Annotated in this window: 29 protein-coding genes; 24 read left to right on the top strand and 5 right to left on the bottom strand. The window is 61.9% G+C overall.

Translation table 11 applies throughout. The features are described from left to right. Nucleotides 1-32: 32 nt before the first annotated feature. The 5 genes from F474_RS08170 (at nucleotide 33) to F474_RS08190 (ending at nucleotide 4,250) form a co-directional block, all read left to right on the top strand. The gene (locus tag F474_RS08170) at nucleotides 33-755 is read left to right on the top strand and encodes a HugZ family protein (RefSeq protein WP_097088971.1); all 723 of its coding nucleotides are present in this window, start codon (nucleotides 33-35) and stop codon (nucleotides 753-755) included. 62 nt (nucleotides 756-817) lie between these two features. Then, nucleotides 818-1,276, top strand: a complete 459-nt coding sequence (locus F474_RS08175; protein ID WP_097088973.1) for an FxsA family protein — start codon at nucleotides 818-820, stop codon at nucleotides 1,274-1,276. A 250-nt stretch (nucleotides 1,277-1,526) separates the two neighbouring features. Then, entirely contained in the window at nucleotides 1,527-1,820 is a 294-nt protein-coding gene (locus tag F474_RS08180) for a co-chaperone GroES (protein WP_097088975.1), read from the top strand. A gap of 50 nt (nucleotides 1,821-1,870) precedes the next feature. Further along, nucleotides 1,871-3,514: a chaperonin GroEL gene (groL, locus tag F474_RS08185; RefSeq protein WP_097088977.1), complete on the top strand. Its 1,644-nt coding sequence runs from the start codon at nucleotides 1,871-1,873 to the stop codon at nucleotides 3,512-3,514. A gap of 274 nt (nucleotides 3,515-3,788) precedes the next feature. Then, nucleotides 3,789-4,250, top strand: a complete 462-nt coding sequence (locus F474_RS08190) for an SgcJ/EcaC family oxidoreductase (RefSeq protein ID WP_097088979.1) — start codon at nucleotides 3,789-3,791, stop codon at nucleotides 4,248-4,250. Nucleotides 4,251-4,299: 49 nt separating this feature from the next. Here F474_RS08190 and rne read toward each other — a convergent pair whose 3' ends face one another. Beyond that, complete coding sequence (rne, locus tag F474_RS08195) at nucleotides 4,300-7,572, bottom strand: ribonuclease E (protein WP_165830286.1); 3,273 nt, start codon at nucleotides 7,570-7,572, stop codon at nucleotides 4,300-4,302. A 704-nt stretch (nucleotides 7,573-8,276) separates the two neighbouring features. Here rne and rluC point away from each other — a divergent pair. Genes rluC through sppA form a run of 3 tightly spaced genes read left to right on the top strand, consistent with a single transcriptional unit; the run spans nucleotide 8,277 to nucleotide 10,907 of the window. After that, entirely contained in the window at nucleotides 8,277-9,236 is a 960-nt protein-coding gene (gene rluC / locus F474_RS08205; RefSeq protein ID WP_097089052.1) for a 23S rRNA pseudouridine(955/2504/2580) synthase RluC, read from the top strand. Then, nucleotides 9,205-9,885, top strand: coding sequence for an HAD-IIIA family hydrolase (locus F474_RS08210; protein ID WP_097088982.1), 681 nt, complete (start codon nucleotides 9,205-9,207; stop codon nucleotides 9,883-9,885). Before rluC ends, F474_RS08210 begins: the two co-directional genes overlap by 32 nt. 26 nt (nucleotides 9,886-9,911) lie before the next feature. Further along, the gene (sppA, locus tag F474_RS08215; RefSeq protein ID WP_097088986.1) at nucleotides 9,912-10,907 is read left to right on the top strand and encodes a signal peptide peptidase SppA; all 996 of its coding nucleotides are present in this window, start codon (nucleotides 9,912-9,914) and stop codon (nucleotides 10,905-10,907) included. 1 nt (nucleotide 10,908) lies between these two features. On the opposite strand, the gene F474_RS08220 is transcribed toward sppA, so the two are convergent. Further along, a complete protein-coding gene (locus tag F474_RS08220) occupies nucleotides 10,909-11,487 on the bottom strand; it encodes a nucleoside triphosphate pyrophosphatase (RefSeq protein ID WP_097088988.1) in 579 nt (192 codons plus the stop codon). Nucleotides 11,488-11,594: 107 nt separating this feature from the next. On the opposite strand from F474_RS08220, the gene F474_RS08225 reads away from it, so the two are divergent. The 13 genes from F474_RS08225 (at nucleotide 11,595) to F474_RS08285 (ending at nucleotide 21,695) form a co-directional block, all read left to right on the top strand. Next, nucleotides 11,595-12,122: a YceD family protein gene (locus F474_RS08225; RefSeq protein ID WP_097088990.1), complete on the top strand. Its 528-nt coding sequence runs from the start codon at nucleotides 11,595-11,597 to the stop codon at nucleotides 12,120-12,122. A gap of 12 nt (nucleotides 12,123-12,134) precedes the next feature. Continuing rightward, the gene (rpmF, locus tag F474_RS08230) at nucleotides 12,135-12,317 is read left to right on the top strand and encodes a 50S ribosomal protein L32 (RefSeq protein WP_026146372.1); all 183 of its coding nucleotides are present in this window, start codon (nucleotides 12,135-12,137) and stop codon (nucleotides 12,315-12,317) included. A gap of 3 nt (nucleotides 12,318-12,320) precedes the next feature. Further along, nucleotides 12,321-13,331 carry a phosphate acyltransferase PlsX gene (gene plsX / locus F474_RS08235; protein WP_097088991.1) on the top strand — a complete coding sequence of 337 codons (1,011 nt, stop codon included), beginning with the start codon at nucleotides 12,321-12,323 and terminating at the stop codon, nucleotides 13,329-13,331. A gap of 121 nt (nucleotides 13,332-13,452) precedes the next feature. Continuing rightward, nucleotides 13,453-14,391: an ACP S-malonyltransferase gene (fabD, locus tag F474_RS08240; RefSeq protein WP_097088993.1), complete on the top strand. Its 939-nt coding sequence runs from the start codon at nucleotides 13,453-13,455 to the stop codon at nucleotides 14,389-14,391. Nucleotides 14,392-14,407: 16 nt separating this feature from the next. Further along, complete coding sequence (gene fabG, locus F474_RS08245; RefSeq protein ID WP_097088995.1) at nucleotides 14,408-15,148, top strand: 3-oxoacyl-ACP reductase FabG; 741 nt, start codon at nucleotides 14,408-14,410, stop codon at nucleotides 15,146-15,148. Nucleotides 15,149-15,343: 195 nt separating this feature from the next. Continuing rightward, the gene (gene acpP, locus F474_RS08250; protein ID WP_097088996.1) at nucleotides 15,344-15,580 is read left to right on the top strand and encodes an acyl carrier protein; all 237 of its coding nucleotides are present in this window, start codon (nucleotides 15,344-15,346) and stop codon (nucleotides 15,578-15,580) included. 104 nt (nucleotides 15,581-15,684) lie between these two features. Continuing rightward, nucleotides 15,685-16,929, top strand: coding sequence for a beta-ketoacyl-ACP synthase II (fabF, locus tag F474_RS08255; protein WP_097088998.1), 1,245 nt, complete (start codon nucleotides 15,685-15,687; stop codon nucleotides 16,927-16,929). After that, nucleotides 16,929-17,744 carry an aminodeoxychorismate lyase gene (pabC, locus tag F474_RS08260; protein WP_097088999.1) on the top strand — a complete coding sequence of 272 codons (816 nt, stop codon included), beginning with the start codon at nucleotides 16,929-16,931 and terminating at the stop codon, nucleotides 17,742-17,744. Before fabF ends, pabC begins: the two co-directional genes overlap by 1 nt. Nucleotides 17,745-17,747: 3 nt before the next feature. Next, nucleotides 17,748-18,887, top strand: coding sequence for an endolytic transglycosylase MltG (gene mltG, locus F474_RS08265; RefSeq protein WP_097089001.1), 1,140 nt, complete (start codon nucleotides 17,748-17,750; stop codon nucleotides 18,885-18,887). Between the two features lie 10 nt (nucleotides 18,888-18,897). Continuing rightward, nucleotides 18,898-19,530 (top strand): dTMP kinase, encoded by a 633-nt coding sequence (tmk, locus tag F474_RS08270; RefSeq protein WP_097089003.1) that lies wholly within the window; start codon nucleotides 18,898-18,900, stop codon nucleotides 19,528-19,530. Beyond that, nucleotides 19,523-20,506 (top strand): DNA polymerase III subunit delta', encoded by a 984-nt coding sequence (locus tag F474_RS08275; protein WP_097089005.1) that lies wholly within the window; start codon nucleotides 19,523-19,525, stop codon nucleotides 20,504-20,506. The genes tmk and F474_RS08275 overlap by 8 nt, the downstream gene beginning before the upstream one ends. A gap of 24 nt (nucleotides 20,507-20,530) precedes the next feature. Further along, nucleotides 20,531-20,887, top strand: a complete 357-nt coding sequence (locus F474_RS08280) for a PilZ domain-containing protein (protein WP_097089007.1) — start codon at nucleotides 20,531-20,533, stop codon at nucleotides 20,885-20,887. 7 nt (nucleotides 20,888-20,894) lie between these two features. Next, nucleotides 20,895-21,695, top strand: a complete 801-nt coding sequence (locus F474_RS08285; RefSeq protein ID WP_097089009.1) for a TatD family hydrolase — start codon at nucleotides 20,895-20,897, stop codon at nucleotides 21,693-21,695. A 213-nt stretch (nucleotides 21,696-21,908) separates the two neighbouring features. Here F474_RS08285 and F474_RS08290 read toward each other — a convergent pair whose 3' ends face one another. Next, complete coding sequence (locus F474_RS08290; RefSeq protein ID WP_097089011.1) at nucleotides 21,909-23,042, bottom strand: aminotransferase class V-fold PLP-dependent enzyme; 1,134 nt, start codon at nucleotides 23,040-23,042, stop codon at nucleotides 21,909-21,911. Between the two features lie 76 nt (nucleotides 23,043-23,118). Here F474_RS08290 and F474_RS08295 point away from each other — a divergent pair, with 76 nt between their 5' ends. The 3 genes from F474_RS08295 to F474_RS08305 all read left to right on the top strand — a co-directional run bounded on the left by F474_RS08295 (nucleotide 23,119) and on the right by F474_RS08305 (nucleotide 25,000). Continuing rightward, on the top strand, nucleotides 23,119-23,754 hold the full coding sequence (locus tag F474_RS08295; protein ID WP_097089054.1) for a TetR/AcrR family transcriptional regulator: 636 nt from the start codon (nucleotides 23,119-23,121) through the stop codon (nucleotides 23,752-23,754). Between the two features lie 68 nt (nucleotides 23,755-23,822). Next, on the top strand, nucleotides 23,823-24,425 hold the full coding sequence (locus F474_RS08300; protein ID WP_097089013.1) for a DUF4823 domain-containing protein: 603 nt from the start codon (nucleotides 23,823-23,825) through the stop codon (nucleotides 24,423-24,425). Nucleotides 24,426-24,436: 11 nt separating this feature from the next. Further along, entirely contained in the window at nucleotides 24,437-25,000 is a 564-nt protein-coding gene (locus tag F474_RS08305) for a DUF1285 domain-containing protein (protein ID WP_097089015.1), read from the top strand. Nucleotides 25,001-25,020: 20 nt separating this feature from the next. On the opposite strand, the gene F474_RS08310 is transcribed toward F474_RS08305, so the two are convergent. After that, nucleotides 25,021-25,395, bottom strand: a complete 375-nt coding sequence (locus F474_RS08310) for a hypothetical protein (protein WP_097089017.1) — start codon at nucleotides 25,393-25,395, stop codon at nucleotides 25,021-25,023. 116 nt (nucleotides 25,396-25,511) lie between these two features. After that, nucleotides 25,512-26,549 carry an MASE2 domain-containing protein gene (locus F474_RS08315; RefSeq protein WP_097089019.1) on the bottom strand — a complete coding sequence of 346 codons (1,038 nt, stop codon included), beginning with the start codon at nucleotides 26,547-26,549 and terminating at the stop codon, nucleotides 25,512-25,514. Between the last annotated feature and the right edge of the window lie 98 nt (nucleotides 26,550-26,647).

Raw genomic sequence — 26,647 nt, forward strand, 5'->3', positions numbered from 1 at the left:
AGGGTAGGGCATTCGACACCGGAACCCTGCCCATGGCCGACACCCCCTCCATCGCCGCCCGTGCCTTGCTACTGAGCCAGTATCAAGGCGCCCTGGCTACTCAGTCACAGGCCATGCCTGGCTTTCCCTTTGGCTCCGTCGCGCCTTATTGCCTGGATGCACGAGGCCAGCCGTTGCTGTTGATCAGCCGTATCGCCCAGCACACCCGTAACCTGAAGGCTGACCCTAAGTGCTCTTTGCTGCTGGCCGCCCCTGGTGCGGAAGATGCCCAGGCCGCGGCTCGGCTGACCGTGCTGGCGCAGGCGCGGTTGCTTGAACCGGCCCAGGTCGAGGCGGCTGCGCAGCGCTATTATCGTTACTTTCCGGACGCGGCCGATTACCACCGCGCCCACGATTTCGATTTTTGGGTGTTGGAGCCTGTGCGGTACCGCTACATCGGAGGCTTCGGGGCTATCCACTGGCTGGACGAGGTCTGCCAGCCCAACCCATTCGCAGGCGAGGTGGAACAGGGTATGGTCGAACACATGAATGCCGACCATGCCAAGGCCATCGCTCACTATGTGCACGTGGCCGGGTTGCCGGCCCATGCACCGGCGGCCTTGGTGGGAATCGACAGCGAAGGGTTCCACCTGCGTATCGGCAAGAGCCTTCACTGGCTGCCGTTCAGCGCACCCTGTAATACGCCGAAACAAGTACGTGAGGCCTTGGTAGCCCTGGCCTACACCGACGCCTGGCCGCCTCGCTCCATGGGCTGACCTTGAATTTCGGCCACTCGCCTGCATCTAACGCAGGCAATCTTGCGTCGAGGACATCACTGATGCGCGCCTTTCTGTTTCTCCTGATTCTTTTCCCCGTGCTGGAGCTGTTCGTTTTCGTTCAGGTCAGCGCGGCGATCGGGTTCTTCCCGGCATTGATTCTGATCATCGCCGGCTCCGCGCTCGGCGCACTGATCATGCGCCTGGCAGGGCTGGCCACTGCCCTGAGTGCTCGTGAAAGCCTGCAGCGCGGCGAAGCGCCCGGCGCTCAGATGCTCAATGGGCTGATGCTGGCGCTGGGCGGCGGCCTGTTGCTGGTGCCGGGGTTCATCAGCGATGTGCTGGGCCTGCTGTGCCTGTTGCCGTTCACTCGGCGCTGGGTGGCGCGCACGCTGCAAGACAAAGCCTATGAGCAGGCCAGGCGCCAGCGTGCGTTTGCCGACGGCCAGCCTGAGGCGCCCGAGCCCCCACACCGGCACCGCCCCGAAGTGATCGAAGGCGAATACGAACGCCGAGACTGACTCACCGCTGCTTGCAGCGAACACGGGGCTCCTTCGGGAGCCCCGAGTTTTTGCGCAGAAAATTTTTTTTGGCCCGCCCTTGTAATAAATACCACCGGCCTCATCTATGGGTCACCGCAAGGTTCCGGCAGCGATGCCGGACATCATTTGGCGGCTCGCCTCACAGCGTGCTGCAACCGGCCCGGGGCCGGGGAATTGAATCCGAAGGCCGGTGTGCCGGCCAATCAAAACCATAACAGGAGATCGACTAATGAAGCTTCGTCCTCTGCATGACCGCGTTGTCATTCGTCGCAGCGAAGAAGAATCCAAAACCGCTGGCGGCATCGTGCTGCCCGGTTCTGCCGCCGAGAAGCCGAACCGCGGTGAAATCGTCGCTGTCGGCACCGGCCGCGTCCTGGACAACGGCGAAGTGCGTGCCCTGGCTGTGAAGGTCGGTGACAAGGTTGTGTTCGGCCCTTACTCGGGTAGCAACACCGTGAAGGTCGACGGTGAAGACCTGCTGGTGATGAACGAGAACGAAATCCTGGCCGTTATCGAAGGCTGATCGGCGACCTGCCGCCCCTTTGTCACTTACAGAATTCAAGGAATACGATCATGGCTGCAAAAGACGTTAAATTCGGTGACTCCGCTCGCAAGAAAATGCTGGTAGGCGTAAACGTACTGGCTGACGCTGTAAAAGCGACCCTCGGCCCGAAAGGCCGCAACGTCGTTCTGTCCAAGAGCTTCGGTGCCCCGACCATCACCAAGGACGGCGTTTCCGTCGCCAAGGAAATCGAGCTGCAGGACAAGTTCGAGAACATGGGCGCCCAGTTGCTGAAGGACGTGGCTTCCAAGGCCAACGACGAGGCCGGTGACGGCACCACCACCGCAACCGTACTGGCCCAGGCCATCGTCAGCGAAGGCCTGAAATCGGTCGCAGCCGGCATGAACCCGATGGACCTCAAGCGCGGTATCGACAAGGCAACCATCGCCATCGTCGCCGAGCTGAAAAACCTGTCCAAGCCATGCGCTGACAACAAGGCCATCGCTCAGGTCGGTACCATTTCCGCCAACTCCGATACCGATATCGGTGAAATCATTGCCAAGGCAATGGAGAAGGTTGGTAACGAAGGCGTGATCACCGTCGAAGAAGGTTCGGGCCTGGAGAACGAACTGTCGGTCGTCGAAGGCATGCAGTTCGACCGTGGCTACCTGTCCCCGTACTTCGTCAACAAGCCAGACACTATGGTTGCCGAGCTCGACAGCCCGCTGCTGCTGCTGGTCGACAAGAAGATCTCCAACATCCGCGAACTGCTGCCTGTGCTGGAAGCCGTTGCCAAGGCAGGCCGCCCGCTGGTGATCGTCGCTGAAGACGTCGAAGGCGAAGCGCTGGCCACCCTGGTGGTCAACAACATGCGCGGTATCGTCAAGGTCGCTGCCGTCAAGGCACCTGGCTTCGGTGACCGCCGCAAGGCCATGCTTCAGGACATCGCCGTTCTGACCGGCGGTACCGTGATTTCCGAGGAAATCGGCCTGACCCTGGAAAGCACCACTCTGGAGCACCTGGGTAACGCCAAGCGCGTGACCATGTCCAAAGAAAACACCACTGTTGTTGACGGTGCTGGTTCCAAGGAAGACATCCTGGCTCGCGTCGCTCAGATCCGTGCCCAGATCGCCGACACTTCTTCTGACTACGACCGTGAAAAACTGCAAGAGCGCCTGGCCAAGCTGTCCGGCGGCGTTGCTGTGATCAAGGTCGGTGCTGGCACCGAAGTCGAGATGAAAGAGAAGAAGGCCCGCGTTGAAGACGCCCTGCACGCGACCCGTGCAGCCGTCGAAGAAGGCGTGGTGCCTGGCGGTGGCGTTGCTCTGGTTCGTGCCTTGCAGGCTATCGCCTCGCTCAAGGGTGACAACGAAGAGCAGAACGTCGGTATCGCGCTGCTGCGCCGCGCTGTCGAAGCCCCGCTGCGCCAGATCGTCGCCAACGCCGGTGACGAGCCGAGCGTCGTGGTCGACAAGGTCAAGCAAGGTTCGGGCAACTACGGCTACAACGCCGCAACTGGCGAATACGGCGACATGATCGAAATGGGCATCCTGGACCCTGCCAAGGTAACCCGTTCGGCCCTGCAAGCCGCAGCTTCCATCGGTGGCCTGATGATCACCACCGAAGCCATGGTCGCTGACCTGCCGGAAGACAAGGCAGCCGGTGGCGGCATGCCAGACATGGGCGGCATGGGCGGTATGGGCGGCATGATGTAAGCCACCCGGCACCCTGAGCTGTAACCAGAAGCCCCGGCCTTGTGCCGGGGCTTTTTCATGTCACCGGTATCGCGAAGGCCCATGCAGCATGAGAGCAGTTGATTTCCTTGGCTTCATGCGGCAGCTTTATGCCATGGCCACTCACCGTTTCCCGTGCGCAACTGCAATTATCACTACCTTCACCTAGGTGGTGGGGCTGCGCGCGATATGCCAAACCCCGCCTCAGCAGCGGGGTTTTTCATGCCTGCTCTGCGGCGACTTCAGGGAGCCAGAAATGGACGCCTTTACCCGAATGCTCAAAGAGACCATCGAGGCCGCTGATCGCGCCATCACCGCCGAAGACTTCGACGAACTGATGAAGTTTTATGCCGAGGATGCCTGCCTGGTGGTCAAGCCAGGATTGACCGTCACAGGTAAGGAAAGCATCCGCCGGGCGTTTGTCGCCATTGCGGAGCATTTCAATAACAGCATCGTTGTCACCCAAGGGGAGATGCAGGTCATACGAGGGGGGGACGTAGCGCTCGTTATTATGGAGACCCGGCTACAAGCCACAGATAAGGCGGGTGTTAAAACCGAGATATTGCGCAGGGCGACTTACGTGTTCCGACAGTTTTCAGAAAAGTGGCTATGCGCAGTGGACAACTCCTACGGAACAACGCTGCTCGATAGCGCCGTGAACGCCAAGGGCTTCAGCACCCGCAAAGTGTGTGCATCCAGGGTTGCCTTGGCGCATTAAAAAACCCCCGGCAGCAACGCTGGCGGGGGTTTTTCATTTCACCAGGTGGTTACACCTGAGGCTTGTGCGCCTTGTCTTGCTCTTCGTTTGCCACCTCGGCCGGCTGCACATCCTGCACCACCGGGTCGGCCTCAACCACGGTCGGCGCCTCGCTTGCCAGCTCAGCAGCCGCTGCCTGGCTTTCACCGGCTGGCGGGTCGATGGTCACCGGTGCTGGCACTTCTGCCTCCACGGGCGCCTGTGCCTCGGCCAGAGCTTTGGCATCTGCCAGGGCAGCCGCTTGCTCGGCTTCGCGGGCTGCGGCTGCAGCCAGTTCTGCCTCACGTTTGCGGCGGCGGACTTCACGTGGGTCGTTAGGTGCACGGCCCCCGCTGGTGGCCACAGGCGCAGGTACTTCTACCGCAACCTCTACAGGTGGTTGAACCTCAGGTGGTTGAACCTCAACCGGTGCCTGGACCTGGGCCGGCGCCTCTTCCTGGCTCGCAGCAACGGGCTCAGGTGTTTCGGCTGCAGCAGGCAGCTCGATCGCCGGGGTTGGTTCGAAGGCTGCTGGTGTGAGCTCAGGCAGTGGCTCAGGAGCCGCTTCGGCTGTGATCGGTTCCACAGGCTCGGGTGCAGATTCGAGAACAGTGGCAGCGTGCTCGACCGGTGTTGCGACGATCTCGGGGGAGGCCAGCTCTGGGGCCGGTTCTGCCACTGGTTCTGACACCTCTGCCGATACCGGCTGGGATACCGTTTCCGATACCACCTGCGCAGCGGTTTGTGCAGCAGGTGCCACTGGCTCGGCTTCGGTGCTTGCAGTGGCGCGCTCGGCGGCCTGATGAGCCTGTGCCTCGGCGACGGCGCTGATCACGCCAGCAGCAGCGGCAGGAGCTGCTTCAGTTGCGGCGGCCACGGCAGTTTCGGTACCGGGCTCTTCCACACCTTCGACGCCTGCATCGCGTTGACGCTCGCGGCGGTTGCTACGGCGGCGCTGGCCACGGGAGCGGCGGCGAGGGCGATCACCTTCAGCGCCTTCTTCACCTTCCTGACCTTCATCGTTCAGGTGCTCGTCTTCGGCTTGCTCGGCGTCTTCCTGTACGCGCTCTTCACGCGGTGGGCGCGGCGTGCGCTCTTCGCGAGTTGGGCGGTCTTCGCGCGGGGCGCGCTCTTCGCGGGCAGGCTGTTCGGCAGCCTCCATTACCACAGCTGCCACAGCAGCGGCTGCTGCGCCTTCGGCTGGGGTCGCATCGAGGGGCTCACGCAGTTCGCGAGGGCGATCGTCGCGGCTGCGGCGAGGCCGGTCGTCGCGGCTCTGGCGCTGTGGGCGATCCTCGCGCTGGGCGCGCTCTTCGCGAGGCTGGCGCTCTTCACGCGGCGCACGCTCCTCACGTGGTGCACGTTCTTCACGGGGAGCTCGCTCTTCACGAGGTGCACGCTCTTCGCGTGGGGTGCGTTCCTGGCGCTCCTCGCGAGGCTTGCGATCTTCATCGCGGCCATCGCGGCGACCATTGCGGCTACGGCTTTGCTGGCGACCCTGGCGACGTTCTTCATTACGCGCCGGGCGCTCGGTTGCGGGTTTCTCGACCACTTGCGGCGCTGGGGCTGGAGTTTCCTTCCCTGCGAACAAGCCCACCAACGACTTCACCAGCCCCTTGAACAGGCTCGGCTCGGCCACCACGGCTGGGGCGGCGGCGGGGGCTGCAGCGGGTGCCGGCTCGGCGGCTTCGGCCGGGACTGGCGCGTTGCCACGAGGTGGGGCGGTCTTGACCGCCGCTTCCTGGCGCACGAGGGTGCGGGTGGAGGCGATCGGTTGTGGCTCTTCGGTTTCGGCCGAAGCGATTTCATAGCTGGACTGGTTGGTCAGCACGTCGGGATTGTCGTCGCGCAGGCGCTGGACTTCGAAGTGCGGGGTTTCCAGGTGGTCGTTCGGCAGGATGATGATTCGCGCGCGCGTGCGCAGCTCGATCTTGGTGATCGAATTACGCTTTTCGTTGAGCAGGAAGGCTGCGACCGGGATCGGCACCTGGGCGCGTACCTCGGCGGTGCGATCCTTCAGGGCCTCTTCCTCGATCAGGCGCAAAATGGCGAGCGACAGCGATTCGACGTCGCGGATGATGCCGGTGCCGCTGCAGCGCGGGCAAACGATGCCGCTGCTTTCGCCGAGCGATGGGCGCAGACGCTGGCGGGACATTTCCAGCAAACCGAAGCGCGAAATACGGCCGACCTGAACGCGGGCGCGGTCGGCTTCCAGGCACTCGCGTACCTTCTCTTCGACTGCACGCTGGTTCTTGGCCGGGGTCATGTCGATGAAGTCGATGACGATCAGGCCGCCGATGTCACGCAGACGCAGCTGGCGGGCGATTTCCTCGGCCGCTTCCAGGTTGGTCTGCAGGGCGGTTTCCTCGATGTCGCTACCCTTGGTGGCGCGCGCCGAGTTGATGTCGATCGAAACCAGCGCTTCGGTGGGGTCGATCACGATCGAGCCGCCGGACGGCAGCTCGACTACGCGCTGGAACGCGGTTTCGATCTGGCTTTCGATCTGGAAGCGGTTGAACAACGGAACGCTGTCTTCGTACAGCTTCACTTTGCTGGCGTACTGCGGCATGACCTGGCGGATGAACGTCAGGGCTTCTTCCTGGGCCTCGATGCTGTCGATCAGCACTTCGCCGATGTCCTGGCGCAGGTAGTCGCGAATGGCGCGGATGATGACGTTGCTTTCCTGGTAGATCAGGAAAGGGGCGCCACGGGTGCCTGAGGCTTCCTTGATCGCGCCCCACAATTGCAGGAGGTAGTCGAGGTCCCATTGCATTTCTTCGCTGCTGCGGCCAAGGCCTGCAGTGCGCACGATCAGGCCCATGTCGGCCGGCGCCTGAAGCCCGTTGAGGGCTTCGCGCAGCTCATTGCGCTCTTCGCCTTCGATGCGGCGAGAAATGCCACCGGCGCGCGGGTTGTTGGGCATCAACACCAGGTAGCGGCCGGCCAGGCTGATGAAGGTGGTCAGGGCTGCGCCCTTATTGCCACGCTCTTCCTTTTCGACCTGGACGATGACTTCCTGGCCTTCGCTGAGCACTTCCTTGATGTTCACCCGGCCTTCGGGTGCCTTCTTGAAGTATTCGCGGGAAATTTCCTTGAGCGGCAGAAAACCGTGGCGTTCCGAGCCGAAGTCGACGAAAGCGGCTTCAAGGCTAGGCTCGACGCGGGTGATGCGCCCCTTGTAGATGTTGGCCTTTTTCTGCTCGCGCGCGCCGGATTCGATATCCAGGTCGTAGAGCCGCTGGCCATCTACCAGGGCAACACGCAACTCTTCGGGTTGAGTTGCGTTAATCAGCATTCTTTTCATGTAGTACCGTCGGTTTCCGGGCTGCCGGAAACGGCGTTCGGCACACACGACTTCTCACGGTCGGTGTTCAGGTGCGTCGGGGCGTAGTACTGCCCGGGCCGCCCGGCAAGGCCATATGCCATTGCCGGCGGAATGACGCGTCCTGCTTGTGTGTTCGCAAAAAGCACTCAGCCAGGAGGAGGAATCAAACCGTGGAACGCGGGCACCCCAGGTGCCAGAACTTGCCCGGCTCGCCGCCGGAGGACCAATTGGCCGCTTCCTGGCGGGGCGAGGCATTCGCTCCACGCTTGTACATCTCCACCCTACACGTATCCCTGATAATTCGGGTGCTACCGCGCGCTGAATCCGCAACGGGGTGGTATTTATCGCGAAACCAGAATCAGTGGGTTCGCGCTCTGGAAAAACCAAGGCTTTGCATTTTCCGAAACTTGAACCTGCTTGGACCGGAGACAGCTGCCAGCGGCGGGCGACGATATGCGTGAGCCACATGCGTGCTGGCGTTTCCGGGCTTTCGCGGGGCCGGGCGAGCCATGGGTTCGCAACCGGATCAAGCCCCGTGGGACGGCCTTACGTCCTTACGTAACATGAAGAGATCGCAGGCTTTTGGCCTCACTTTACTCTTCGGCCGCAACAGGCGGCGTTCGCGACTATATCAGCAATGTTTAAGTGCTTCAATTGCATGAAAAATTGCTATGATGCGCCGCATGAATACGACCCCGACTCCCACTTCCAGCGTGCAACTGCTTGAAGTTCCAGCCGAACTTGCCGGCCAGCGCATCGACAACTTTCTGTTCACCGCACTCAAGGGCGTTCCCAAGACATTGGTGTACCGCATCCTGCGCAAAGGTGAAGTGCGCGTCAACAAGGGGCGTATCAAGCCCGAGTACAAACTTCAGGCCGGCGACATCATCCGCGTACCGCCGCTGCGCCTGCCGGAAAAGGATGAGCCCGTACCAGTGGCACAGGGGCTGTTGCAGCGCCTGGAAGCCGCTATCGTCCACGAAGACAAAGCCCTGATCGTACTGAACAAACCTGCCGGTATCGCCGTGCATGGCGGAAGCGGGCTGAGCTTCGGTGTGATCGAAGCCTTTCGCCAACTGCGACCGCAGCAGGCTGACGAGCTGGAGCTGGTGCATCGCCTCGACCGCGACACGTCGGGCCTGCTGATGATCGCCAAGAAGCGCAGCATGCTGCGCCACTTGCACCAGGCGTTGCGCGGAGATGGCGTCGACAAGCGGTACATGGCACTCGTTCGTGGGCATTGGCCAACAGCGAAGAAGCAGATCAATGCCCCGCTGCTCAAGAGCAACTTGCGTTCCGGTGAGCGCATGGTCGAGGTCAACCCCGAAGGCAAGGAAGCGCTGACGTTGTTCAAGGTGCTGCGCCGTTTCGGCGATTTCGCCACCTTGGTCGAGGCGCGCCCCGTCACCGGGCGTACCCACCAGATCCGCGTGCACAGCCTGCATGCCGGCCATTGCATCGCCGGAGACCCCAAGTACGGCGACGAAGCCTTCAGCCGTGAAATCCGCGAGCTGGGCGGCAAGCGCTTGTTCCTGCATGCCTATGCGCTGAACGTGCCCATGCCTGATGGCCAGGTGTTGCGCCTGGAGGCGCCGGTGGACGAAATGTGGCATGGCACTGTGGAGAAACTGGCCGGTGCGTGAATACGACCTGATCATCTTCGACTGGGATGGCACGCTGGCCGATTCGATCGGCCGCATCGTCGACGCCATGGAGCATGCCGCGGTAGCCGGCGGCCTGCAGCCGTGCACGGCTTCAGCCATCAAGGGCATCATCGGGCTTGAACTCAGCGAGGCGATCGGGCAGCTGCATCCGATGCTCGACGATGCTGCACTGCATGCCTTTCGCCAGCGCTACGCGGAGCGGTATATGGCCATGGACGCCGTGCCGTCTCCGCTGTTTCCAGGGGTTGCACATGGCTTGCAGCAATTTCGCGAGCAGGGTTACAAACTGGCTGTCGCCACCGGCAAGGCGCGTCGCGGGCTGGACAGGGTGCTGCGTGCACATGGCCTCGCAACGTTCTTCGACATTACTCGTGCTGCCGACGAGACCCTTAGCAAGCCGGCGCCGCGTATGCTGTACGAGATTCTGGAGCATTGCGGGGTAGAACCGGCTCGAGCGGTGATGGTCGGAGACTCCGCGTTCGACATCCAGATGGCCCACAACGCCGGGGTTGCCAGTGTGGCGGTCGGCTATGGCGCCATTGAGCTCGATACCCTGCGCCAATACGAGCCAACTCACGCCATCGAGGTGTTCCAGGCACTGGAACCCTGGCTGGCCGGGCGGCATTGATTATCTTCACCTGAACAGGCAACGCAATGGCCGACGAATGGAAAGCTCCACGCGCCGAGGATGGCGCCACCCCTCCCCAGGATGACCGCAGCTGGAAGCTGTTGGAAAAAGCAGTGCTGGCCAGTGTGCAAGAGCAGCGGCGGTCCCGGCGCTGGGGGATCTTCTTCAAGTTGCTGACGTTCGTTTACCTGCTGGGAATGCTGGCGCTGTTCTCGCCCTGGAGCAAGATCGACAGCGGCGCCTCCAGCGCTGCCGGCTACACCGCGCTGATCAATGTGCGGGGCGTGATCGCCGACAAAGAGGAGGCCAGTGCCGACAATATCATTGGCAGCCTGCGCAAGGCCTTCGAAGACAGCAAGGTGCAGGGCGTGATCCTGCGCATCAACAGCCCAGGTGGAAGCCCGGTGCAGGCAGGCTACATCTATGACGAGATCCGCCGGCTGCGTGCGCAGCGGCCGGAACTCAAGGTGTATGCGGTAATCACCGACCTGGGCGCCTCGGGCGCCTATTACATCGCCAGCGCCGCTGACGAGATCTACGCCGACAAGGCAAGCTTGGTCGGCTCCATCGGCGTGACCGCCGCCGGCTACGGCTTTGTCGGTACCATGGAAAAGCTGGGCGTCGAGCGCCGCGCTTATACCTCGGGCGAGCACAAGGCCTTTCTCGACCCTTTCCAGCCCGCACGGGAGGACGAAACTCGCTTCTGGCAAGGTGTGCTCGATACCACTCACCAGCAGTTCATCGCGCAGGTCAGAAAAGGGCGAGGCGATCGCCTGAAAGACAAGGACCACCCCGAGCTGTTCTCTGGCTTGATCTGGTCGGGTGAGCAGGCTCTTCCGCTGGGGCTGATCGACGGGCTGGGTAGCAGTAGTTACGTGGCTCGCGACCTGATCAAGGCCAAGGATATCGTCGACTTCACCAAGGAAGAGTCGCCGCTGGACCGCTTCTCCAAGAAGCTTGGCGCCAGCGTGGCTGAACGCATTGCGTTGTGGGCTGGCTTCCAGGGGCCTGCGCTGCGCTGACTCAGGGTACCTGCACGCCGTGGTGGGTGAGCATGTCGACCAGCCGTATCAGCGGCAAGCCGATCAGGCTGGTGGCGTCTTCCCCCTCGGTGCGCGCGAAGAGGCTCACACCTAGCCCTTCGGCCTTGAAACTGCCGGCGCAGTCGTAAGGCTGCTCGGCGTGTAGGTAGCGCTCTACAGCTGCTGCATCGAGCATGCGCAGATGCACGGTAAAGCTCACACAGTCTAGCTGGCATTCACCGTGACGGCTGTCGAGCAGTGCCAGGCCAGTCAAGAAACGTACCGGCTTGCCGCTGCAGGCGAGTAGCTGCTCGGTTGCCGCGGCGTGGTTGCCCGGTTTGCCCAGTATCCGCTCGCCAACCACGGCGACTTGGTCTGAGCCGATGATCAGGTGGTGTGGATAGCTTGCCACCAGTGCTCGCGCCTTGGCCTCGGCCAGGCGCAGCGCCAGTGCCAGCGCCGGTTCGCCTGCCAAAGGGCTTTCGTCGATGTCCGGGGAGTGGCACTGAAAGGGCAGCCCCAGTCGCGCCAGCAGCTCGCGCCGATAGGGCGAGCTGGACGCCAGTACGATCGGTGGCATGCTAGCCTCCTTATATAAAAGGAAAGATTCTACACTTCGCCCGGCGTAGCGCCGATGGCCGAATTTCCTTTGACACCCGCAAGGGGCATCCCTAGAATGGCGCGCCTATGTTGAATGACCCGATTCCACCTCACGTTGATCCGCGCAAATTGGCCGATCGAAACGCCACCGTCGAAGGTAGTGTTCCGCTGGCTGATTTGAAGAGACTCTGCGAACCGCTGTCCGACGCTGTCGGTACGGTGCAGGCCCGATTCGTTTTCGATCGAGACGAAGACGGTACCTTGGTGATCCACAGCGACCTCCATACCGAGGTCAAAATGGTTTGCCAGCGTTGTCTCGAGCAGGTCACCCTGCCTGTCGATAGCGAGTGTACCTACGCTGTGGTCAAGGCTGGGGCGAATACACAGTCGCTGCCGTCAGGCTACGACGTGCTGGAACTGGGCGAGGATCCTTTGGATCTGCGGGGTGTGATGGAAGACGAGCTGTTGCTCGCCCTCCCGATCGTTCCCGCTCATCATCCGGAAGAATGCCAGCAGCCGGCGGGCGCCGACGAGCCCGAGCCTGGCGAGGACGAGGTACCACGGTCCAACCCGTTCAGTGTCTTGGCGCAGTTAAAGCGTGACCCAAACGTTTAGGAGTTAATCACTATGGCTGTTCAGCAGAACAAAAAATCCCGCTCTGCACGTGACATGCGCCGTTCGCACGACGCCCTCACTGCAAACGCTCTGTCGGTCGAAAAGACCACTGGCGAAGTGCACCTGCGTCACCACGTATCGCCTGAAGGCGTATACCGTGGCCGCAAAGTGATCGACAAGGGCGCCGACGAGTAATCCTTGTCCGCTCAGATCATCGCGATCGACGCAATGGGCGGGGACTTCGGTCCCCGCAACATTGTCGAGGCTTGTGTCGCCTGCCTTTCTGATTCTCCCTCGCTTTATCTGACCCTTGTCGGTCAACCTCAATTGCTCGAGTCCCTGATCGCCACCCACCGGGGGGTTGATCGTTCTCGCCTGCATGTCGTACCTGCCAGCGAAGTGATCGGTATGGACGACAAACCTGCTCAAGCCCTGCGTGGCAAGCCTGACTCTTCGATGCGTGTAGCGCTGCAACTGTTGCGTGATGCCAAGGTGCACGCGGTGGTCAGTGCCGGCAACACAGGGGCGCTCATGGCGCTTTCGCGGCATGTGCTCAAGACGGTTCCGGGGGTAGATCGCCCGGCAATGGTCGCCGCCATTCCCACCCGCAGTGGCATGTGCCACCTGCTGGATCTGGGCGCCAATGTCGATTGCAGCGCCGAGCACCTGTACCAGTTCGCAGTGATGGGCGCGGTAGCGGCCGAGGCGGCAGGTGTCGCGCGGCCGCGGGTAGCACTACTGAACGTCGGTACCGAAGACATCAAGGGTAACCAGCAGGTCAAGGCTGCGGCTGCGCTGTTGCAACAGGCTACAGCGCTCAATTACATCGGGTTCGTGGAAGGGGACGGGCTGTACCGCGGCGAAGCCGATGTGGTGGTGTGCGACGGGTTTGTTGGCAATGTGATGCTCAAGGCGAGCGAGGGCCTGGCCTCGATGATCAGTGCCCGTATCGAGGGGCTGTTCACCGATGGCCTGATCGCTCGCTTGGCGGGTGCAATGGCGTTGCCGCTGCTCAAGCGGCTGCGCCAGGATCTTGCGCCTGCCCGGCACAACGGCGCGAGCTTTCTCGGGCTGCAAGGCATCGTGGTCAAGAGCCATGGTGCGGCAGGTGTAGAGGGCTTGCGCAGCGCTATTGCGCGAGCGCAGGTGCAGGTGCGCGACAACCTGCCGGAGCGGCTGCGCCACAGTATCGGTGGGTTTTTGCTTTAGCGTCTGGGCGGGGGCGTGCTTCAATTGTGACCGGCGACTCGAAGCTTGCATCCAAACATCGTTTTTCGGGCATGGCCAAGAGCCTGCGCGAGCCAATGAATTCCAACAAAGGCCTGTTTCAATGTCTGCATCCATCGCATTCGTTTTCCCCGGGCAGGGCTCCCAGGCGCTGCGCATGCTGGCCGACCTCGGCGAGCAACACAGCCTGGTGACCGACACCTTCCAGGAAGCTTCCAGCGCGCTGGGCTACGACCTTTGGGCTCTATGCCAGCACGGGCCCGGCGAGCTGCTCAACCAGACCGACAAAACCCAGCCGGCCATTCTCACCGCCTCCATCGCCTTGTGGCGTCTCTGGCTGGCTCAGGGCGGTGCACAACCTGCGTACGTCGCTGGGCACAGCCTGGGCGAGTACAGCGCATTGGTCGCTGCCGGCAGCATTGGCCTGGCCGATGCGGTGAAACTGGTCGAGCGCCGTGGGCAACTGATGCAGGAAGCCGTGCCGGCCGGGCAGGGCGCAATGGCCGCGATTCTCGGGCTCAGCGATGAAGACGTGATCGCCGCCTGTGCCGCCAGCGAAGCGGGTGAGGTGGTCAGCGCAGTGAACTTCAACTCCCCCGGCCAGGTGGTGATCGCCGGGTCCGCTTCGGCAGTAGCGCGGGCCATGGAGGCGTGCAAGGCCAAAGGGGCCAAGCGTGCGTTGCCGTTGCCGGTCAGCGTTCCTTCGCACTGCGCGCTGATGAAGCCTGCGGCGGAGAAATTCGCAGCCGCCATCGAAGCCCTGGCCTGGCAGCCCCCTGCAATTGCCGTGGTGCAGAACGTTACCGCGCAAGTGCCAGGTGATCTGGAGGCCCTCAAGCAGAACTTGCTGGCTCAGCTGTACATGCCGGTACGCTGGGTCGAATCGGTGGCCTGGCTGGCCGGCCAAGGTGCCACCCAGCTGGTCGAATGCGGCCCCGGCAAGGTTCTGGCAGGCCTCAACAAACGTTGCGCCGAAGGCGTCAACACGTTCAACCTCGACACCCCAGACGCCTTCGCCGCCGCCCGCGCGGCGCTGGCCTGATACAGGAGAAACGGGCATGAGCCTGCAAGGTAAAGTGGCACTGGTTACCGGCGCCAGCCGTGGCATCGGCCAGGCGATCGCGCATGAGCTGGGCCGTCAGGGCGCCATCGTGATCGGTACCGCCACGACGGAATCCGGCGCCGAGCGAATCGCCGCCGGCCTCAAGGAAAACGGCATCGAAGGCACCGGCCTTGCGCTGAACGTCACCGACGCAGCCTCGGTCGAGGCGGTGCTCGCCACCATTTCAGAGCGTTTCGGCGCACCGGCAATCCTCGTCAATAACGCGGGCATCACTCGCGACAACATCATGCTGCGCATGAAAGACGATGAGTGGACCGATGTCATCGAGACCAACCTCAATAGCCTGTTCCGCCTGTCCAAAGGCGTGTTGCGTGGCATGACCAAGGCGCGCTGGGGCCGCATCATCAACATCGGATCGGTGGTCGGTGCCATGGGTAATGCTGGCCAGGCCAACTACGCCGCTGCCAAAGCTGGCCTCGAAGGCTTCGGCCGTGCCCTGGCTCGTGAAGTAGGCTCGCGTAACATCACCGTTAACTCAGTAGCCCCTGGCTTCATCGACACCGACATGACCCGCGAGCTGCCAGAGGCCCAGCGCCAAGCACTGCTGACGCAGATTCCTGCCGGTCGTCTGGGCCAGGCGCAGGAAATCGCCAGCGTGGTTGCCTTCCTGGCATCCGAAGGTGCAGGCTACGTCACAGGTGCGACCATTCCCGTCAATGGTGGTATGTACATGTAGCGTTCGGAGAACAGGCGTTCGAAAAAATGTCCCACCTATCGCCTGAAATCCGTTATAAAGCTGAACCCAAATTTTGGGCCATTGGTTCCAAGGGGTTAGGCAGAAGCGCTTTGAACTTGAAAAGCCGCCTTCTTCCTATAAAATTACCCCCGGCCAGTTGCCTGACATAGTGTCCATTAGGAGTGAAAATTAGGTATGAGCAGCATCGAAGAACGTGTCAAGAAAATCGTCGCCGAGCAACTGGGCGTCAAAGAAGACGAAGTAACCCCGGAAAAGAGCTTCGTTGAAGACCTGGGCGCCGACTCTCTTGATACCGTTGAGCTGGTGATGGCTCTGGAAGAAGAATTCGAAACCGAAATTCCAGACGAAGAAGCCGAGAAGATCACGACCGTTCAAGCCGCTATCGACTACGTGAACGCCCACCAGGGCTGATAGTTGGTCGCTGACGCTTTCTGTCGGAAAAAACCGCACTGCCGATCCGGCGTGCGGTTTTTTCTTTGAAAGGCGTAGCCTTTTTGTTTTTGAAGGAGAGCACTGTGTCGCGTAGACGCGTCGTGGTAACCGGGATGGGCATGCTGTCGCCGTTGGGCACTGATGTGGCCAGCAGTTGGCAGGGCATTCTGGAAGGCCGCAGTGGCATCGGTCCGATCGAACATACGGACCTTTCTGCCTTTTCAACCCGTTTTGGCGGCTCGGTCAAAGGGTTTGACGTCGAGCAATATATTTCCGCGAAAGAAGCGCGCAAGCTCGATCTGTTCATTCAGTACGGCTTGGCGGCGGGCTTCCAGGCCGTGCGCGATGCAGGCCTGGAAATCACCGACGCCAACCGGGAGCGTATCGGTGTGGCCATGGGGTCGGGCATCGGTGGCCTGACCAATATCGAAGACACCTGCCGCACACTGCATGCGCAGGGGCCTCGGCGTATTTCGCCGTTTTTCGTGCCTGGCTCGATCATCAACATGATCTCCGGTTTCCTCTCGATCCACCTGGGCGTCCAAGGTCCCAACTACGCGATCTCCACCGCCTGCACCACAGGCACCCATTGCATCGGCATGGCGGCACGCAACATCGCTTATGGCGAGGCGGATGTGATGATCGCCGGTGGCGCCGAAATGGCGGCCTGCGGGCTGGGCATGGGCGGGTTCGGTGCTGCGCGTGCGTTGTCGACCCGTAACGACGAGCCAGCACGTGCCAGCCGGCCTTGGGACAAGAGCCGTGATGGCTTCGTGCTCTCCGACGGTGCAGGCGCTCTGGTGCTTGAAGAGCTGGAGCACGCTCGTGCCCGTGGCGCGATCATTCTCGCGGAGCTGGTCGGTTTCGGCACCAGTGGCGACGCCTTCCACATGACCTCTCCGCCAGAAGACGGTGCTGGAGCAGCCCGATGCATGGCAAATGCCCTGCGCGATGCACAGCTGGCCCCCGACAGCGTGCAGTACATCAACGCCCACGGCACCTCCACCTCTGCCGGAGACCTGGCTGAGGTAAATGCAATCAAGTCGGTGTTTGGCGATCATGCCCAGCGCCTGGCGGTGAGCTCCACCAAGTCGATGACCGGCCACCTGCTGGGCGCGGCTGGCGCGGTCGAGGCAATCTTTACGGTGCTCGCATTGCGTGATCAGGTGGCTCCGCCCACCATCAACCTTGATGAGCCCGACGTAGGTTGCGATCTGGACTTCGTGCCTCACGAAGCACGCAAGATGCCAATCGAGGTCGCCGTGTCGAACTCCTTCGGTTTCGGTGGCACCAACGGCACGCTGGTGTTCCGGCGGTTCGAGGGCTGATGCACGCTTGGGTCGACGGCCAACCCCAGGCTACCCTGGGGTTGGGCAATCGCGGCCTGGCCTATGGCGACGGGCTGTTCGAAACCATCAAGGTTACCGGTGGCCGACCCCACTTGCTGGCGCGGCACTTCGCACGCTTGGCCAGAGGTGTCGCTCGCCTGGGGTTGCCGGCTGATTTGGCGCTCATCGAGCGTGAGCTGCTGGCTTACGCCCAGGCAATGGGCGAGGGCGTGCTCAAACTGATTCTTACCCGTGGCGAAAGCCCGCGCGGTTACGCAGTGGCGCCCGACGCCCCGGTTGTGCGCATCCTGCAAGCTTCACCCTTGCCGGCGTGGCCTGCCAGCCATGCCGAGCGTGGCGTTCGTCTCTTCGAGTGCACCACCCGGCTGGCCCTGCAACCGGCCCTGGCGGGCCTGAAGCACCTCAACCGCCTTGAACAGGTGCTGGCGCGTGCCGAATGGCAGGGCGGTGAATTCGCCGAAGGGCTGATGCGTGATACCGATGGCCGAATCGTCGAAGGCGTATTCAGCAATCTGTTTCTGGTCAGCAACGGTTCGCTGCTGACCCCCGACCTTTCCCGGTGCGGGGTCTGCGGCACGCTGCGCGACGAACTCCTGGCCCAGGCGCCTGCCCAAGGCCTGCAGGCCCATGTGGCTGACCTCACCCTGGCCGACCTGCAAACGGCAGATGAGGTGTTCGTCTGCAATGGCGTCTACGGCATATGGCCAGTTGTTGCCTGTGGTGACAATCGATGGCCGGTCGGAGGCGTGACTCGTAAACTGCAACGCCTGACCCACACCCTTCTGGATAGTTGATTCGTGATTCGTAAATTGCTGATGGTGCTCGAGGGTATCCTTTTACTGGTGGCCCTCGCGCTGGGTGGCGCGGCATGGAAGGTCAAGTCATCGGTCGACCAACCCTTGCAGCTAACTGCCGAACAATTGATCGACGTACCCGCAGGTGCTTCGCCAGTGGGTATGTTTCGCCGCCTTGAAAGCAGCGGCACGTTGAACGATGCTTTCTGGCTGCGCTGGTACTGGCGCTTCAATGCCGACGGCATGACCCTGCACACCGGCGAGTATCGCCTTACCCCTGGCATGACGGTGCGCGACCTGATCGGCCTGTGGCAACGGGGCGAAGTGGTGCAGTACAACCTCACCCTGGTCGAGGGCTGGACTTTTCGCCAGGTCAGGGCGGCACTGGCCAAACAGGAAAAACTGCGGCAAACCCTCGTGGGCTTGAGCGACGAGCAGGTCATGGAAAAGCTCGGCCATCCGTCGGTGTTTCCCGAAGGCCGCTTCTTCCCCGACACCTACCGCTACGTCAAAGGTACCAGCGATTTGGAGCTGCTAGGCCAGGCTTATGACCGGCTTGATACTGTGCTCGCCCAGGAGTGGCAGAATCGCGCCAGCGATGTGCCGCTGGCCGACCCCTATCAGGCCTTGATCCTGGCATCACTGGTCGAGAAAGAAACCGGTGTACCGCAGGAGCGCGGCGAAATCGCCGGTGTGTTCATCCGGCGCCTGCAGGCCGGCATGCTGCTTCAGACCGACCCTACCGTGATCTACGGCATGGGTGAGCGCTACAACGGGAAGATCACCCGCGCCGATCTCAGGGCACCGTCAGCCTACAACACTTACCTCAACCCTGGCCTGCCGCCCACCCCGATAGCCATGGTCGGCCGCGAGGCGTTGCATGCCGCGCTCAACCCGACCGCAGGGCGCAGCCTGTACTTCGTCGCCCGAGGCGATGGCAGCCATGTGTTTTCTGAAACGCTTGACGATCACAATGATGCGGTGCGCGAGTACCAGTTGAAGCGCCGAGCCGGCTACCGGTCCAGCCCCGCACCATTGGCTCCCGCCGAGGCGCCCGATGCCGGTTCGCCAAGCACGGGCCCGAGCAACGACGAACAACCTGGGGAAACAGGCGAGCCTGCAAACCCTGCGAAACAACCATGAGGATGCCCACGTGACTGGCCTGTTCATTACCCTGGAAGGCCCCGAGGGTGCCGGCAAAACCACCAACCGCGAGTTTCTGGCCCAGCATCTGCGTGAGGCAGGGCATGAGGTTGTGCTGACCCGCGAGCCGGGAGGCACGCCGCTGGCGGAGCGCATCCGTGAGCTGTTGCTGGCGCCTAGCGATGAGGTCATGGCGACCGACGCCGAGCTGCTGCTGATGTTCGCCGCGCGTTCCCAGCATCTGGCGCAGGTTATCCGGCCCGCGCTGGCCAACGGGGCCATCGTGCTGTGTGACCGGTTCACCGACGCAACCTATGCCTATCAGGGCGGCGGCCGTGGCGTAGCGCTCGAGCGCATCGCTACTCTAGAGCAGTTCGTGCAGCAGGGCTTGCAGCCAGATCTTACGTTGGTGTTCGATCTGCCTGTCGACATCGGCCTCGCACGTGCCGCTGCCCGGGGCCGGCTGGATCGATTCGAACAAGAAGGGCGGTCATTTTTCGACGCCGTGCGCCAAGCCTACCTCGACCGGGCCCAGGCAAGCCCTGAACGGTATCAGCTGATAGACGCAGCCCAGCCGCTGGCCCAGGTGCAGGCCAGCCTCATGGGGTTGCTTGCGGGCATACTGGAGCGTGCCCGTGGCTGAGGCGTTCCCCTGGCAGGAAACGTTGTGGCACCAATATGCTGGCCGCAGCCAGCACGCCCATGCCTATCTGTTGCATGGGCCGGCAGGGATCGGCAAGCGTGCCTTCGCCGAGCGGTTGCTCGGGTTACTGCTCTGCCAGCGACCTCAAGGCCAGGCCTGTGGCCAGTGCAAAGGGTGCCTGTTGCTTGCCGCTGGCACACATCCAGATCATTTCCTGCTCCAGCCGGAAGAAGCCGACAAGGCCATTCGCGTCGACCAGGTGCGGGAGCTGGTCGCATTCGTGGCGCAGACCGCTCAGCTGGGCGGCCGCAAGGTAGTGCTGATCGAGCCAGTCGAGGCCATGAATATCAATGCCTCCAATGCCCTGCTCAAGAGCCTTGAAGAGCCTTCAGGCGATACGGTGATGATTCTGGTGAGCCACCAGCCTAGCCGCCTGTTGCCTACGGTGCGCAGCCGTTGCGTTCAACAGGCTTGCCCTTTGCCCGGCCAGGCGCATAGCCAGGCCTGGCTGGCCGAGCGTTTGCCCGACGAGCCGGCAGAGGAGCGTGAAGTGCTCTTGGCGCTGGCAGCGGGTTCACCTTTGGTAGCGCTGCGCATGCATCACGAAAAAGTGCGCGAAATGCGCGCTTTGGTGGTCGAAGGCATTAAGAAGCTGCTCAAGCAACAGCAAGGGGCTAGCCAATTGGCCGAGAGTTGGGGCAATGTGCCACTGTTGCTGCTGTTCGATTGGTTCTGCGATTGGGCGCACCGTATCCTGTGCTATCAATTAACGGAAGACGAGCAGGGGCTAGGCTTGAGCGATATGCGCAAGGTACTGCAATATCTAGCGCAGAAAAGCCCCCAGGCCGGTGTGATGCAAATGCAGGATTGGCTGTTGCAACACCGCCAGAAGGTTTTGGCCAAGGCCAACCTGAACCGAGCCTTGCTGCTGGAGGCCCTTCTGGTTCAATGGGCCGGTTTGCCGCGCCAGGGTTAGTGGGTCGTCAACCAAGGGATCCTCATGAATCAACCAGCTTCGCCAGGGCCTCGCAACGGTATCCTGTCGTTGACCATAAGAGACAAGGCCGTGTTATACGCTGCCTATATGCCGTTTCTTCGCAACGGCGGCCTCTTCATTCCTACCAGCAAGAGCTACAAGCTTGGCGACGAACTCTTTATGTTGCTCAACCTGATGGACGAGCCAGAAAAAATTCCCGTCGCCGGCAAGGTCGCCTGGATCACGCCAAGAGGCGCGCAAGGTAATCGCGCGGCAGGCGTCGGTGTGCAGTTCAATGACGGGGACGATACGGCCCGCAGCAAAATCGAAACCTATCTGGCCGGGGCACTGAAGTCCGATCGGCCCACCCATACGATGTAAGAGATCAATGCCTGACACCGCTTTTCGCCTGGTGGACTCACACTGCCACCTGGATCGTCTCGACCTCACCGCCCATGCCGGTTCCCTCGATGCTGCCCTTGAGGCGGCGCGCCAGAGGGGTGTGAGCCACTTTCTTTGCATTGGCGTCAGTGCCAGCAACGCGTCGGTAGTCAAGGCGCTGGCCGAGCGGTACGCCGATGTGGATTGCTCAGTGGGCGTTCATCCTCTGGACGTGAACCCGGGCGGCCTGCCCACATTGGACTGGCTGCTCGATGCCTTGAACCACCCGCATGCGATCGCGATCGGTGAGACCGGCCTGGATTATCATTACGAACCTGAAGCGGCCCAAGTGCAGCAGGCCTCGTTTCGACTGCATCTGGAAGCAGCGGCCGTTACGGGCAAACCGGTGGTCATCCACACCCGGGCTGCGCGCGCCGACACCCTTGCGCTGCTAAGAGAGGCCGCATTGCCTCAGGCTGGTGTGCTGCACTGCTTCACCGAAGACTGGGACATGGCCAAGGCCGCACTGGACATGGGTTACTACATTTCACTGTCGGGAATCGTGACGTTCCGCAATGCCGATGCCCTCCGGGACGTCGCGCGGCAGGTGCCAGCGGACCGCCTGCTGGTGGAAACCGACTCGCCGTATCTCGCCCCGATCCCCTACCGCGGCAAGCCCAACATGCCCCAATACGTGCGTGAGGTAGCCGAGTACCTGGCGATGCTGCGCGGGGTTCGGTTCGAACACCTGGCCGAGCAGACGTCCGAGAATTTCAAGCGGCTTTTTCCTCTGGCACGGCTGACCTGAGCGGGCAAAAAAAACCCGGAGTCTGGGGGAGGAGTCCGGGTTAAGACCATTAGGAGTAGTGCAAAGGTGCGCGGTCCGTCGTCACCTTTATCGGCCAACCCTTTGGGGGGAAGGTGGCCAACATCTTGAGTATGGCCAGCCTTGGGCCGTTTTCATCCCCGCCGCTGTACGTTTTTTAAACAGTTTCGGAATCAGCCCGGGGTTTTTGAGCACTCATTGACGCGCAAGCTTGTCGATGATCCCCAAGGCCTGGTCAATGATCGCCGGGCTCGTATAGAAATGCGGTGATAAGCGGATGCCTTTGCCCCGTGGGATGCACACGACGCCAGCATCCATCAGCTGACGCCACAAGGCTTGGTGGTCTTTGCCAGCGGCGCTGAATGTCAGGATGCCGGCACGTCGTGCGGGGTCCGCCGGCTGGTGTTGCTGCACGCCGGGGATGGCCGACAACCCCTCGCTGAGCTGTTGGATACGCGCCTCGATCAACCGCGCCACTTCGGGCATGCCGACTTCTTCCAACAGGCCAAGGCTGGCTTCCAGGCCCATTGTCCCCAGCATGTTGGGGCTGCCGCATTCGAACCGTCGCGCACTGCGTGCAGGTTCCCAGTCAGTGCGGCTGTAGTCGCCCATGCGCTCGACCATGTGCCAGCCGAACTCGCGCAAGGCCAGGGTAGGGCGCACCCGTTCGCGGCAATAGAAGACGCCCAGCCCTTCCGGGCCAAGGAGCCACTTATGGCCATCGGCCATGGCGAAATCGCAATCGTAGGCCTGCACGTCGAAGGGTTGCGCGCCCAACTGCTGGATGGCATCGATGCAAAACAGGATGCCCTGGGCCTTCAGGCCTGCCCCGAGGCGCGCCATGTCCAGCTTCAGGCCGCTTGCATACTGCACACAGCTGACTGCCAACAGGCGAGTGCGGGGCCCGCATGCTGCGAGCAGCGCTGCTTCAGGGTCTTCCACCGTCAGGCTGACCTTCACTACCTCGACGCCAAGGGGCTGGAGTGCCTCCCATACGATGCGGTTCGAAGGAAACTCTTCGTCGCTGATCACCACTTGGTCGCCCGCTGCCCAGTTCAATCCTTGAGCAACAAACGAGAGCGCTTCGGAGGTGTTCTTCACCAGCGCGATGTCATCCACGGACGGTGCGTTCAGAAGGCGTTGAAACCGCGCGCGCAGGCGATCCTCGACGCTGACCCATTGGGGGTAATCACGGGCGCCCAAGGCAACATTCTGCTGGGCAAATCGGCTGATGGCTTCGGCGCTGCGCCGCGGCCAAGGGGCGACGGCCGCATGGTTCAGGTACAGCAAGCCTTCGGCCTGGGGGAATTCTTCTAAAAAGGTCGACATATGTAACACCCGTGCAATTTAGCGCCAAGCAGGCATAATGGCGGCTTCTAACGTGAACAGTCCCGTTATGCAGCCGATGCAGAAAGAAACGCGTAAAGTCCGTGAATTTCGCCGCCGTGAGCAAGAAATCCTTGATGCCGCGCTCAAACTCTTCCTCGAACAGGGAGAAGACAGCGTCACCGTCGAGATGATCGCCGATGCCGTCGGGATCGGCAAAGGTACCATCTACAAGCACTTTCGCTCCAAAGCCGAGGTTTACCTGCGGCTGATGCTCGACTACGAACGTGATCTCAATGCATTGCTGCATTCAGCGGACGTCGACCGTGACCGTGAAGCACTGTCGCGGGCGTATTTCGAATTTCGCATGCGCGACCCCCAGCGATATCGGTTGTTCGACCGCCTCGAAGAAAAGGTGGTCAAGGCCAATCAAGTGCCCGACCTCGTCGAGCAATTGCACACTATCCGCGCCTCCAACTTCGATCGCCTGACCCAACTCATCAAAGGGCGCATCGACGAAGGCAAGCTCGAGGATGTCCCGCCGTATTATCACTACTGCGCGGCGTGGGCGCTGGTGCACGGTGCGGTAGCCCTGTATCACTCGCCGTTCTGGAGCAATGTGCTGGAAGACCAGGATGGCTTTTTCCAGTTTCTGATGGACATCGGCGTGCGGATGGGCAACCGCCGCCGCCGAGACGGTGAGCCGAGCGTTTAGCGCATTGGCTTGAAAGCTGCATCCTCGGGGCATTCGCCGGTTTTCCGACACCGGCCTCGGGAGGAACGATGCGCACGGCGTGGGTGATGGTAGCGGTATTGGCACTGGGCGGCTGCATGAGCGTAAGCGACATGGGGCAGGTGGCCAAGGATCAACTCAGCGATGCGGGTGTGCTCGATCACAGCCAGACCCGGCGCATCAACAATTTCCGGCTACAGCCCGACTCATTTATCTACATCGCCCAAGGCCCCTTCGCCCCACCCGGCAGCAATTACCCACGCCCCAACGTGGTGGCCGAGGAGGCCTTCACAGGTTTCGTCCAGTACTTCCCAATGGTGCGCCGCTCTGCCCAGCCCCTGGGCCTTGAACAGGCCCTTGCCGAAGCGCGTAGCTTCGGTGCCAACTACCTGCTCTACACACGTTTCGCCGCAGCTGACGATCGCATCGGCAACACGGATGAATGGCAAGACCAGGAGGCGGTCGATCGTCTCGGCGTGGACCACGGCGTCGTGCAGATGATGGTCATCGAGACCAATACCCGCTACCTGATCGATACGGCGACCATTCGCGCCCGGGGTGGTTTGCTGACGCTGTACAATCACAAGCCAGCCGATTTGCTCGGGCCGCCGATGGAGGATTACGCTCGTAGCCTTCTGGGTATCAGCCGATAGAAGGAGGCACCATGAGCGGCCCGGCCAAGGCCAATGATTTGCTGGGGCAAATTCCCACCGCCGAGCGCGGGCTGCCTCCAGTGCATTTGTGGAATCCCGATTTCTGCGGCCAGATCGACATGCGTATTGCCCGGGATGGCACCTGGTATTACCTGGGCTCACCCATCGGTCGCAAGGCGATGGTGAGGCTGTTCTCCACCATTCTCAAGCGTGAAGGCGAGCAGTGGTACTTGGTTACGCCGGTCGAAAAGGTCGGTATCCAGGTCGAGGATGCACCCTTCGTTGCGATAGGGGTGGAGGTGATGGGCCAGGGGGAAGCGCAAACGCTGCGTTTTACCGACAATTGCGACAACGTCTTCGAGGCAGGCCCCGAACACCCGGTACGTGTCGAGACCGACCCCCTTACCGGTGAGCCATCACCCTATGTGCGGGTTCGGGGCGAGTTCGACGCGTTAATTCATCGCAATGTGTTCTATGAGCTGGTGGAGCTGGCAGTGCCCGGCCGCTCAAATGGCCTTGACTGCCTTGGCGTATGGAGCGGCGGTTGTTTCTTCGCGTTGGGCCCGGCCAGCTGACGATAGCCGGGCCCCGTGCATCACGGCTTGGCTACGTGCCAGACGTTCTTGACGTTGTCGCCCGTGGTATCGCCCGCCTTGGTGTCCTTGGCCCAGGTGTACAGCGGTTTGCCCTTGTAGGCCCACTGCAGGCTGCCATCGCTGCGCTTGATGGTCGACCAATCGCCCTCGGGTTGGCTGCCGCTCTGGGCCTTCAACGGCGGCCAATTCGTTGCGCACTGGCCGTCGCACATCGACATGCCCTGCATATCGTTATCGAAGGTGTACAGCGTCATGCCCTGGGGGTCGGCCAGCACGTCACCTTTGTCGGTCTTTCCAACCGTGGCAGGTGCTGCCATGGCATGGGTGGCGGCCAGGGCAAGGGATAACAGCGCAATGCGAGACAATGATTTCATGGCAACTCCGTGTTTTTGTCGAGAAAGAGGCCGCGGCGTTCACCTGGCCACCTGTCAGACGCCTACCGGCGATGTTCATTCCAGGTCTGGTACGGTTCTGGTCTAGTTCTGATTCGTCAACCAGCAGCCAAGGGGGCAGCCAAAGGTAGCTGGCGTGCTGCCTCCATTGCCTGGCGGGCGCTGTCGAACCACTCCCACTCGCCCGTTTGAAGGTAGCTGTATTCGGCCAGCCCCGCGCTCGTTGACAACAAGGGTAGCTCGGCATCGGCATGGCCGAAGCGGGAAAACTGCTCGCGGATGCGATTCAGGCATTGGGCGGCCGCTCGCTCCCGCAAGCCCGGGAACAGGATGAAGAACTCGTCAGCCCCGTTGCTGCCGACCACATCGGCACCGCGGGTTTCAGCCAGCACGATATGCCCCAGCCGCCCGCTGATGGCCTGGGCTACCCAGTGGCCATGGCGCCGGTGCAGGTCAGCCAGGCCGTTGATGCTGATGATCGCCACCGTGGAGTGGCCGTTGCTGCGCCGGCACCGCTGGTGATCCGCCGCCAACTCGCTCATCCACGGGTTGTAGGCCAATAGCCTGCTGTTGTCGCCGTAACTGTTGATGATGTCGAATGCCTTGCGGCGCTGGAACAACTTCACGGCCAGAGCATGGCTGGTCCAGCCCACCGTGAGAGGGTAGATCACCAGCATCGGCAGGCTGGCGATCATCACCTCCAGGCTGGTGCGCCATCTCACCTCCAGACCGATTAGCCCGCACATGGCCAGGGCACCGAGCGTCTTGGCAACGAGCCCGCGCAACAGGAAGCCGAATCCTGCGGCTGCCACGTTGTTCATCGCGATCATCGAGAGAAGAAGCGCAGTTGGCAGAAGGTTGAAGCGCATTACCGCAACCCAGGCCCCCGCGAACAGCGAATCCAGCATCAGATTGCGCATCTCGGCACGGTAGGGGTGTTGCGAGCGCAGCGCCAACGACTGCGCTACCCATGGCCAGACAAAACCATTGATCAGCATGGCGCCCCATACCCATTCCGGGGGGCTGGTGCCCTGAATGACTACAGCGATGTAGACGAAGCTGAGCAAGCAACCCAGCGCGCGAGGCATGAAGACCCGCTTGGCGAAACTGATGCCTGCCTGGCGACTGTTATGCATTGTGATCTACCACAAAAACGGGTTCAGGCTGCGCTGCGGGGTAACTGGCCGCACGTACGGGCGCAGGCTCATGCCTCTTGAGCAGGCTCTGAAGCGAA

This window comes from Pseudomonas sp. URIL14HWK12:I12 (assembly GCF_003097135.1).
GTDB lineage: Bacteria > Pseudomonadota > Gammaproteobacteria > Pseudomonadales > Pseudomonadaceae > Aquipseudomonas.

Bases quoted from the DNA above. Each gene is read 5' to 3' on its own strand.
- acpP (WP_097088996.1), top strand. From the start codon at position 15,344: ATGAGCAGCATCGAAGAACGTGTCAAGAAAATCGTCGCCGAGCAACTG.
- F474_RS08310 (WP_097089017.1), bottom strand. From the start codon at position 25,395: ATGAAATCATTGTCTCGCATTGCGCTGTTATCCCTTGCCCTGGCCGCC.
- rpmF (WP_026146372.1), top strand. From the start codon at position 12,135: ATGGCTGTTCAGCAGAACAAAAAATCCCGCTCTGCACGTGACATGCGC.
- fabG (WP_097088995.1), top strand. From the start codon at position 14,408: ATGAGCCTGCAAGGTAAAGTGGCACTGGTTACCGGCGCCAGCCGTGGC.
- F474_RS08170 (WP_097088971.1), top strand. From the start codon at position 33: ATGGCCGACACCCCCTCCATCGCCGCCCGTGCCTTGCTACTGAGCCAG.
- F474_RS08315 (WP_097089019.1), bottom strand. From the start codon at position 26,549: ATGCATAACAGTCGCCAGGCAGGCATCAGTTTCGCCAAGCGGGTCTTC.
- sppA (WP_097088986.1), top strand. From the start codon at position 9,912: ATGGCCGACGAATGGAAAGCTCCACGCGCCGAGGATGGCGCCACCCCT.
- F474_RS08285 (WP_097089009.1), top strand. From the start codon at position 20,895: ATGCCTGACACCGCTTTTCGCCTGGTGGACTCACACTGCCACCTGGAT.
- F474_RS08220 (WP_097088988.1), bottom strand. From the start codon at position 11,487: ATGCCACCGATCGTACTGGCGTCCAGCTCGCCCTATCGGCGCGAGCTG.
- groL (WP_097088977.1), top strand. From the start codon at position 1,871: ATGGCTGCAAAAGACGTTAAATTCGGTGACTCCGCTCGCAAGAAAATG.
- rne (WP_165830286.1), bottom strand. From the start codon at position 7,572: ATGAAAAGAATGCTGATTAACGCAACTCAACCCGAAGAGTTGCGTGTT.
- F474_RS08180 (WP_097088975.1), top strand. From the start codon at position 1,527: ATGAAGCTTCGTCCTCTGCATGACCGCGTTGTCATTCGTCGCAGCGAA.
- F474_RS08295 (WP_097089054.1), top strand. From the start codon at position 23,119: ATGCAGAAAGAAACGCGTAAAGTCCGTGAATTTCGCCGCCGTGAGCAA.
- F474_RS08290 (WP_097089011.1), bottom strand. From the start codon at position 23,042: ATGTCGACCTTTTTAGAAGAATTCCCCCAGGCCGAAGGCTTGCTGTAC.
- rluC (WP_097089052.1), top strand. From the start codon at position 8,277: ATGAATACGACCCCGACTCCCACTTCCAGCGTGCAACTGCTTGAAGTT.
- F474_RS08280 (WP_097089007.1), top strand. From the start codon at position 20,531: ATGAATCAACCAGCTTCGCCAGGGCCTCGCAACGGTATCCTGTCGTTG.
- F474_RS08190 (WP_097088979.1), top strand. From the start codon at position 3,789: ATGGACGCCTTTACCCGAATGCTCAAAGAGACCATCGAGGCCGCTGAT.
- F474_RS08210 (WP_097088982.1), top strand. From the start codon at position 9,205: ATGGCACTGTGGAGAAACTGGCCGGTGCGTGAATACGACCTGATCATC.
- pabC (WP_097088999.1), top strand. From the start codon at position 16,929: ATGCACGCTTGGGTCGACGGCCAACCCCAGGCTACCCTGGGGTTGGGC.
- fabD (WP_097088993.1), top strand. From the start codon at position 13,453: ATGTCTGCATCCATCGCATTCGTTTTCCCCGGGCAGGGCTCCCAGGCG.
- F474_RS08305 (WP_097089015.1), top strand. From the start codon at position 24,437: ATGAGCGGCCCGGCCAAGGCCAATGATTTGCTGGGGCAAATTCCCACC.
- F474_RS08175 (WP_097088973.1), top strand. From the start codon at position 818: ATGCGCGCCTTTCTGTTTCTCCTGATTCTTTTCCCCGTGCTGGAGCTG.
- F474_RS08225 (WP_097088990.1), top strand. From the start codon at position 11,595: ATGTTGAATGACCCGATTCCACCTCACGTTGATCCGCGCAAATTGGCC.
- F474_RS08300 (WP_097089013.1), top strand. From the start codon at position 23,823: ATGCGCACGGCGTGGGTGATGGTAGCGGTATTGGCACTGGGCGGCTGC.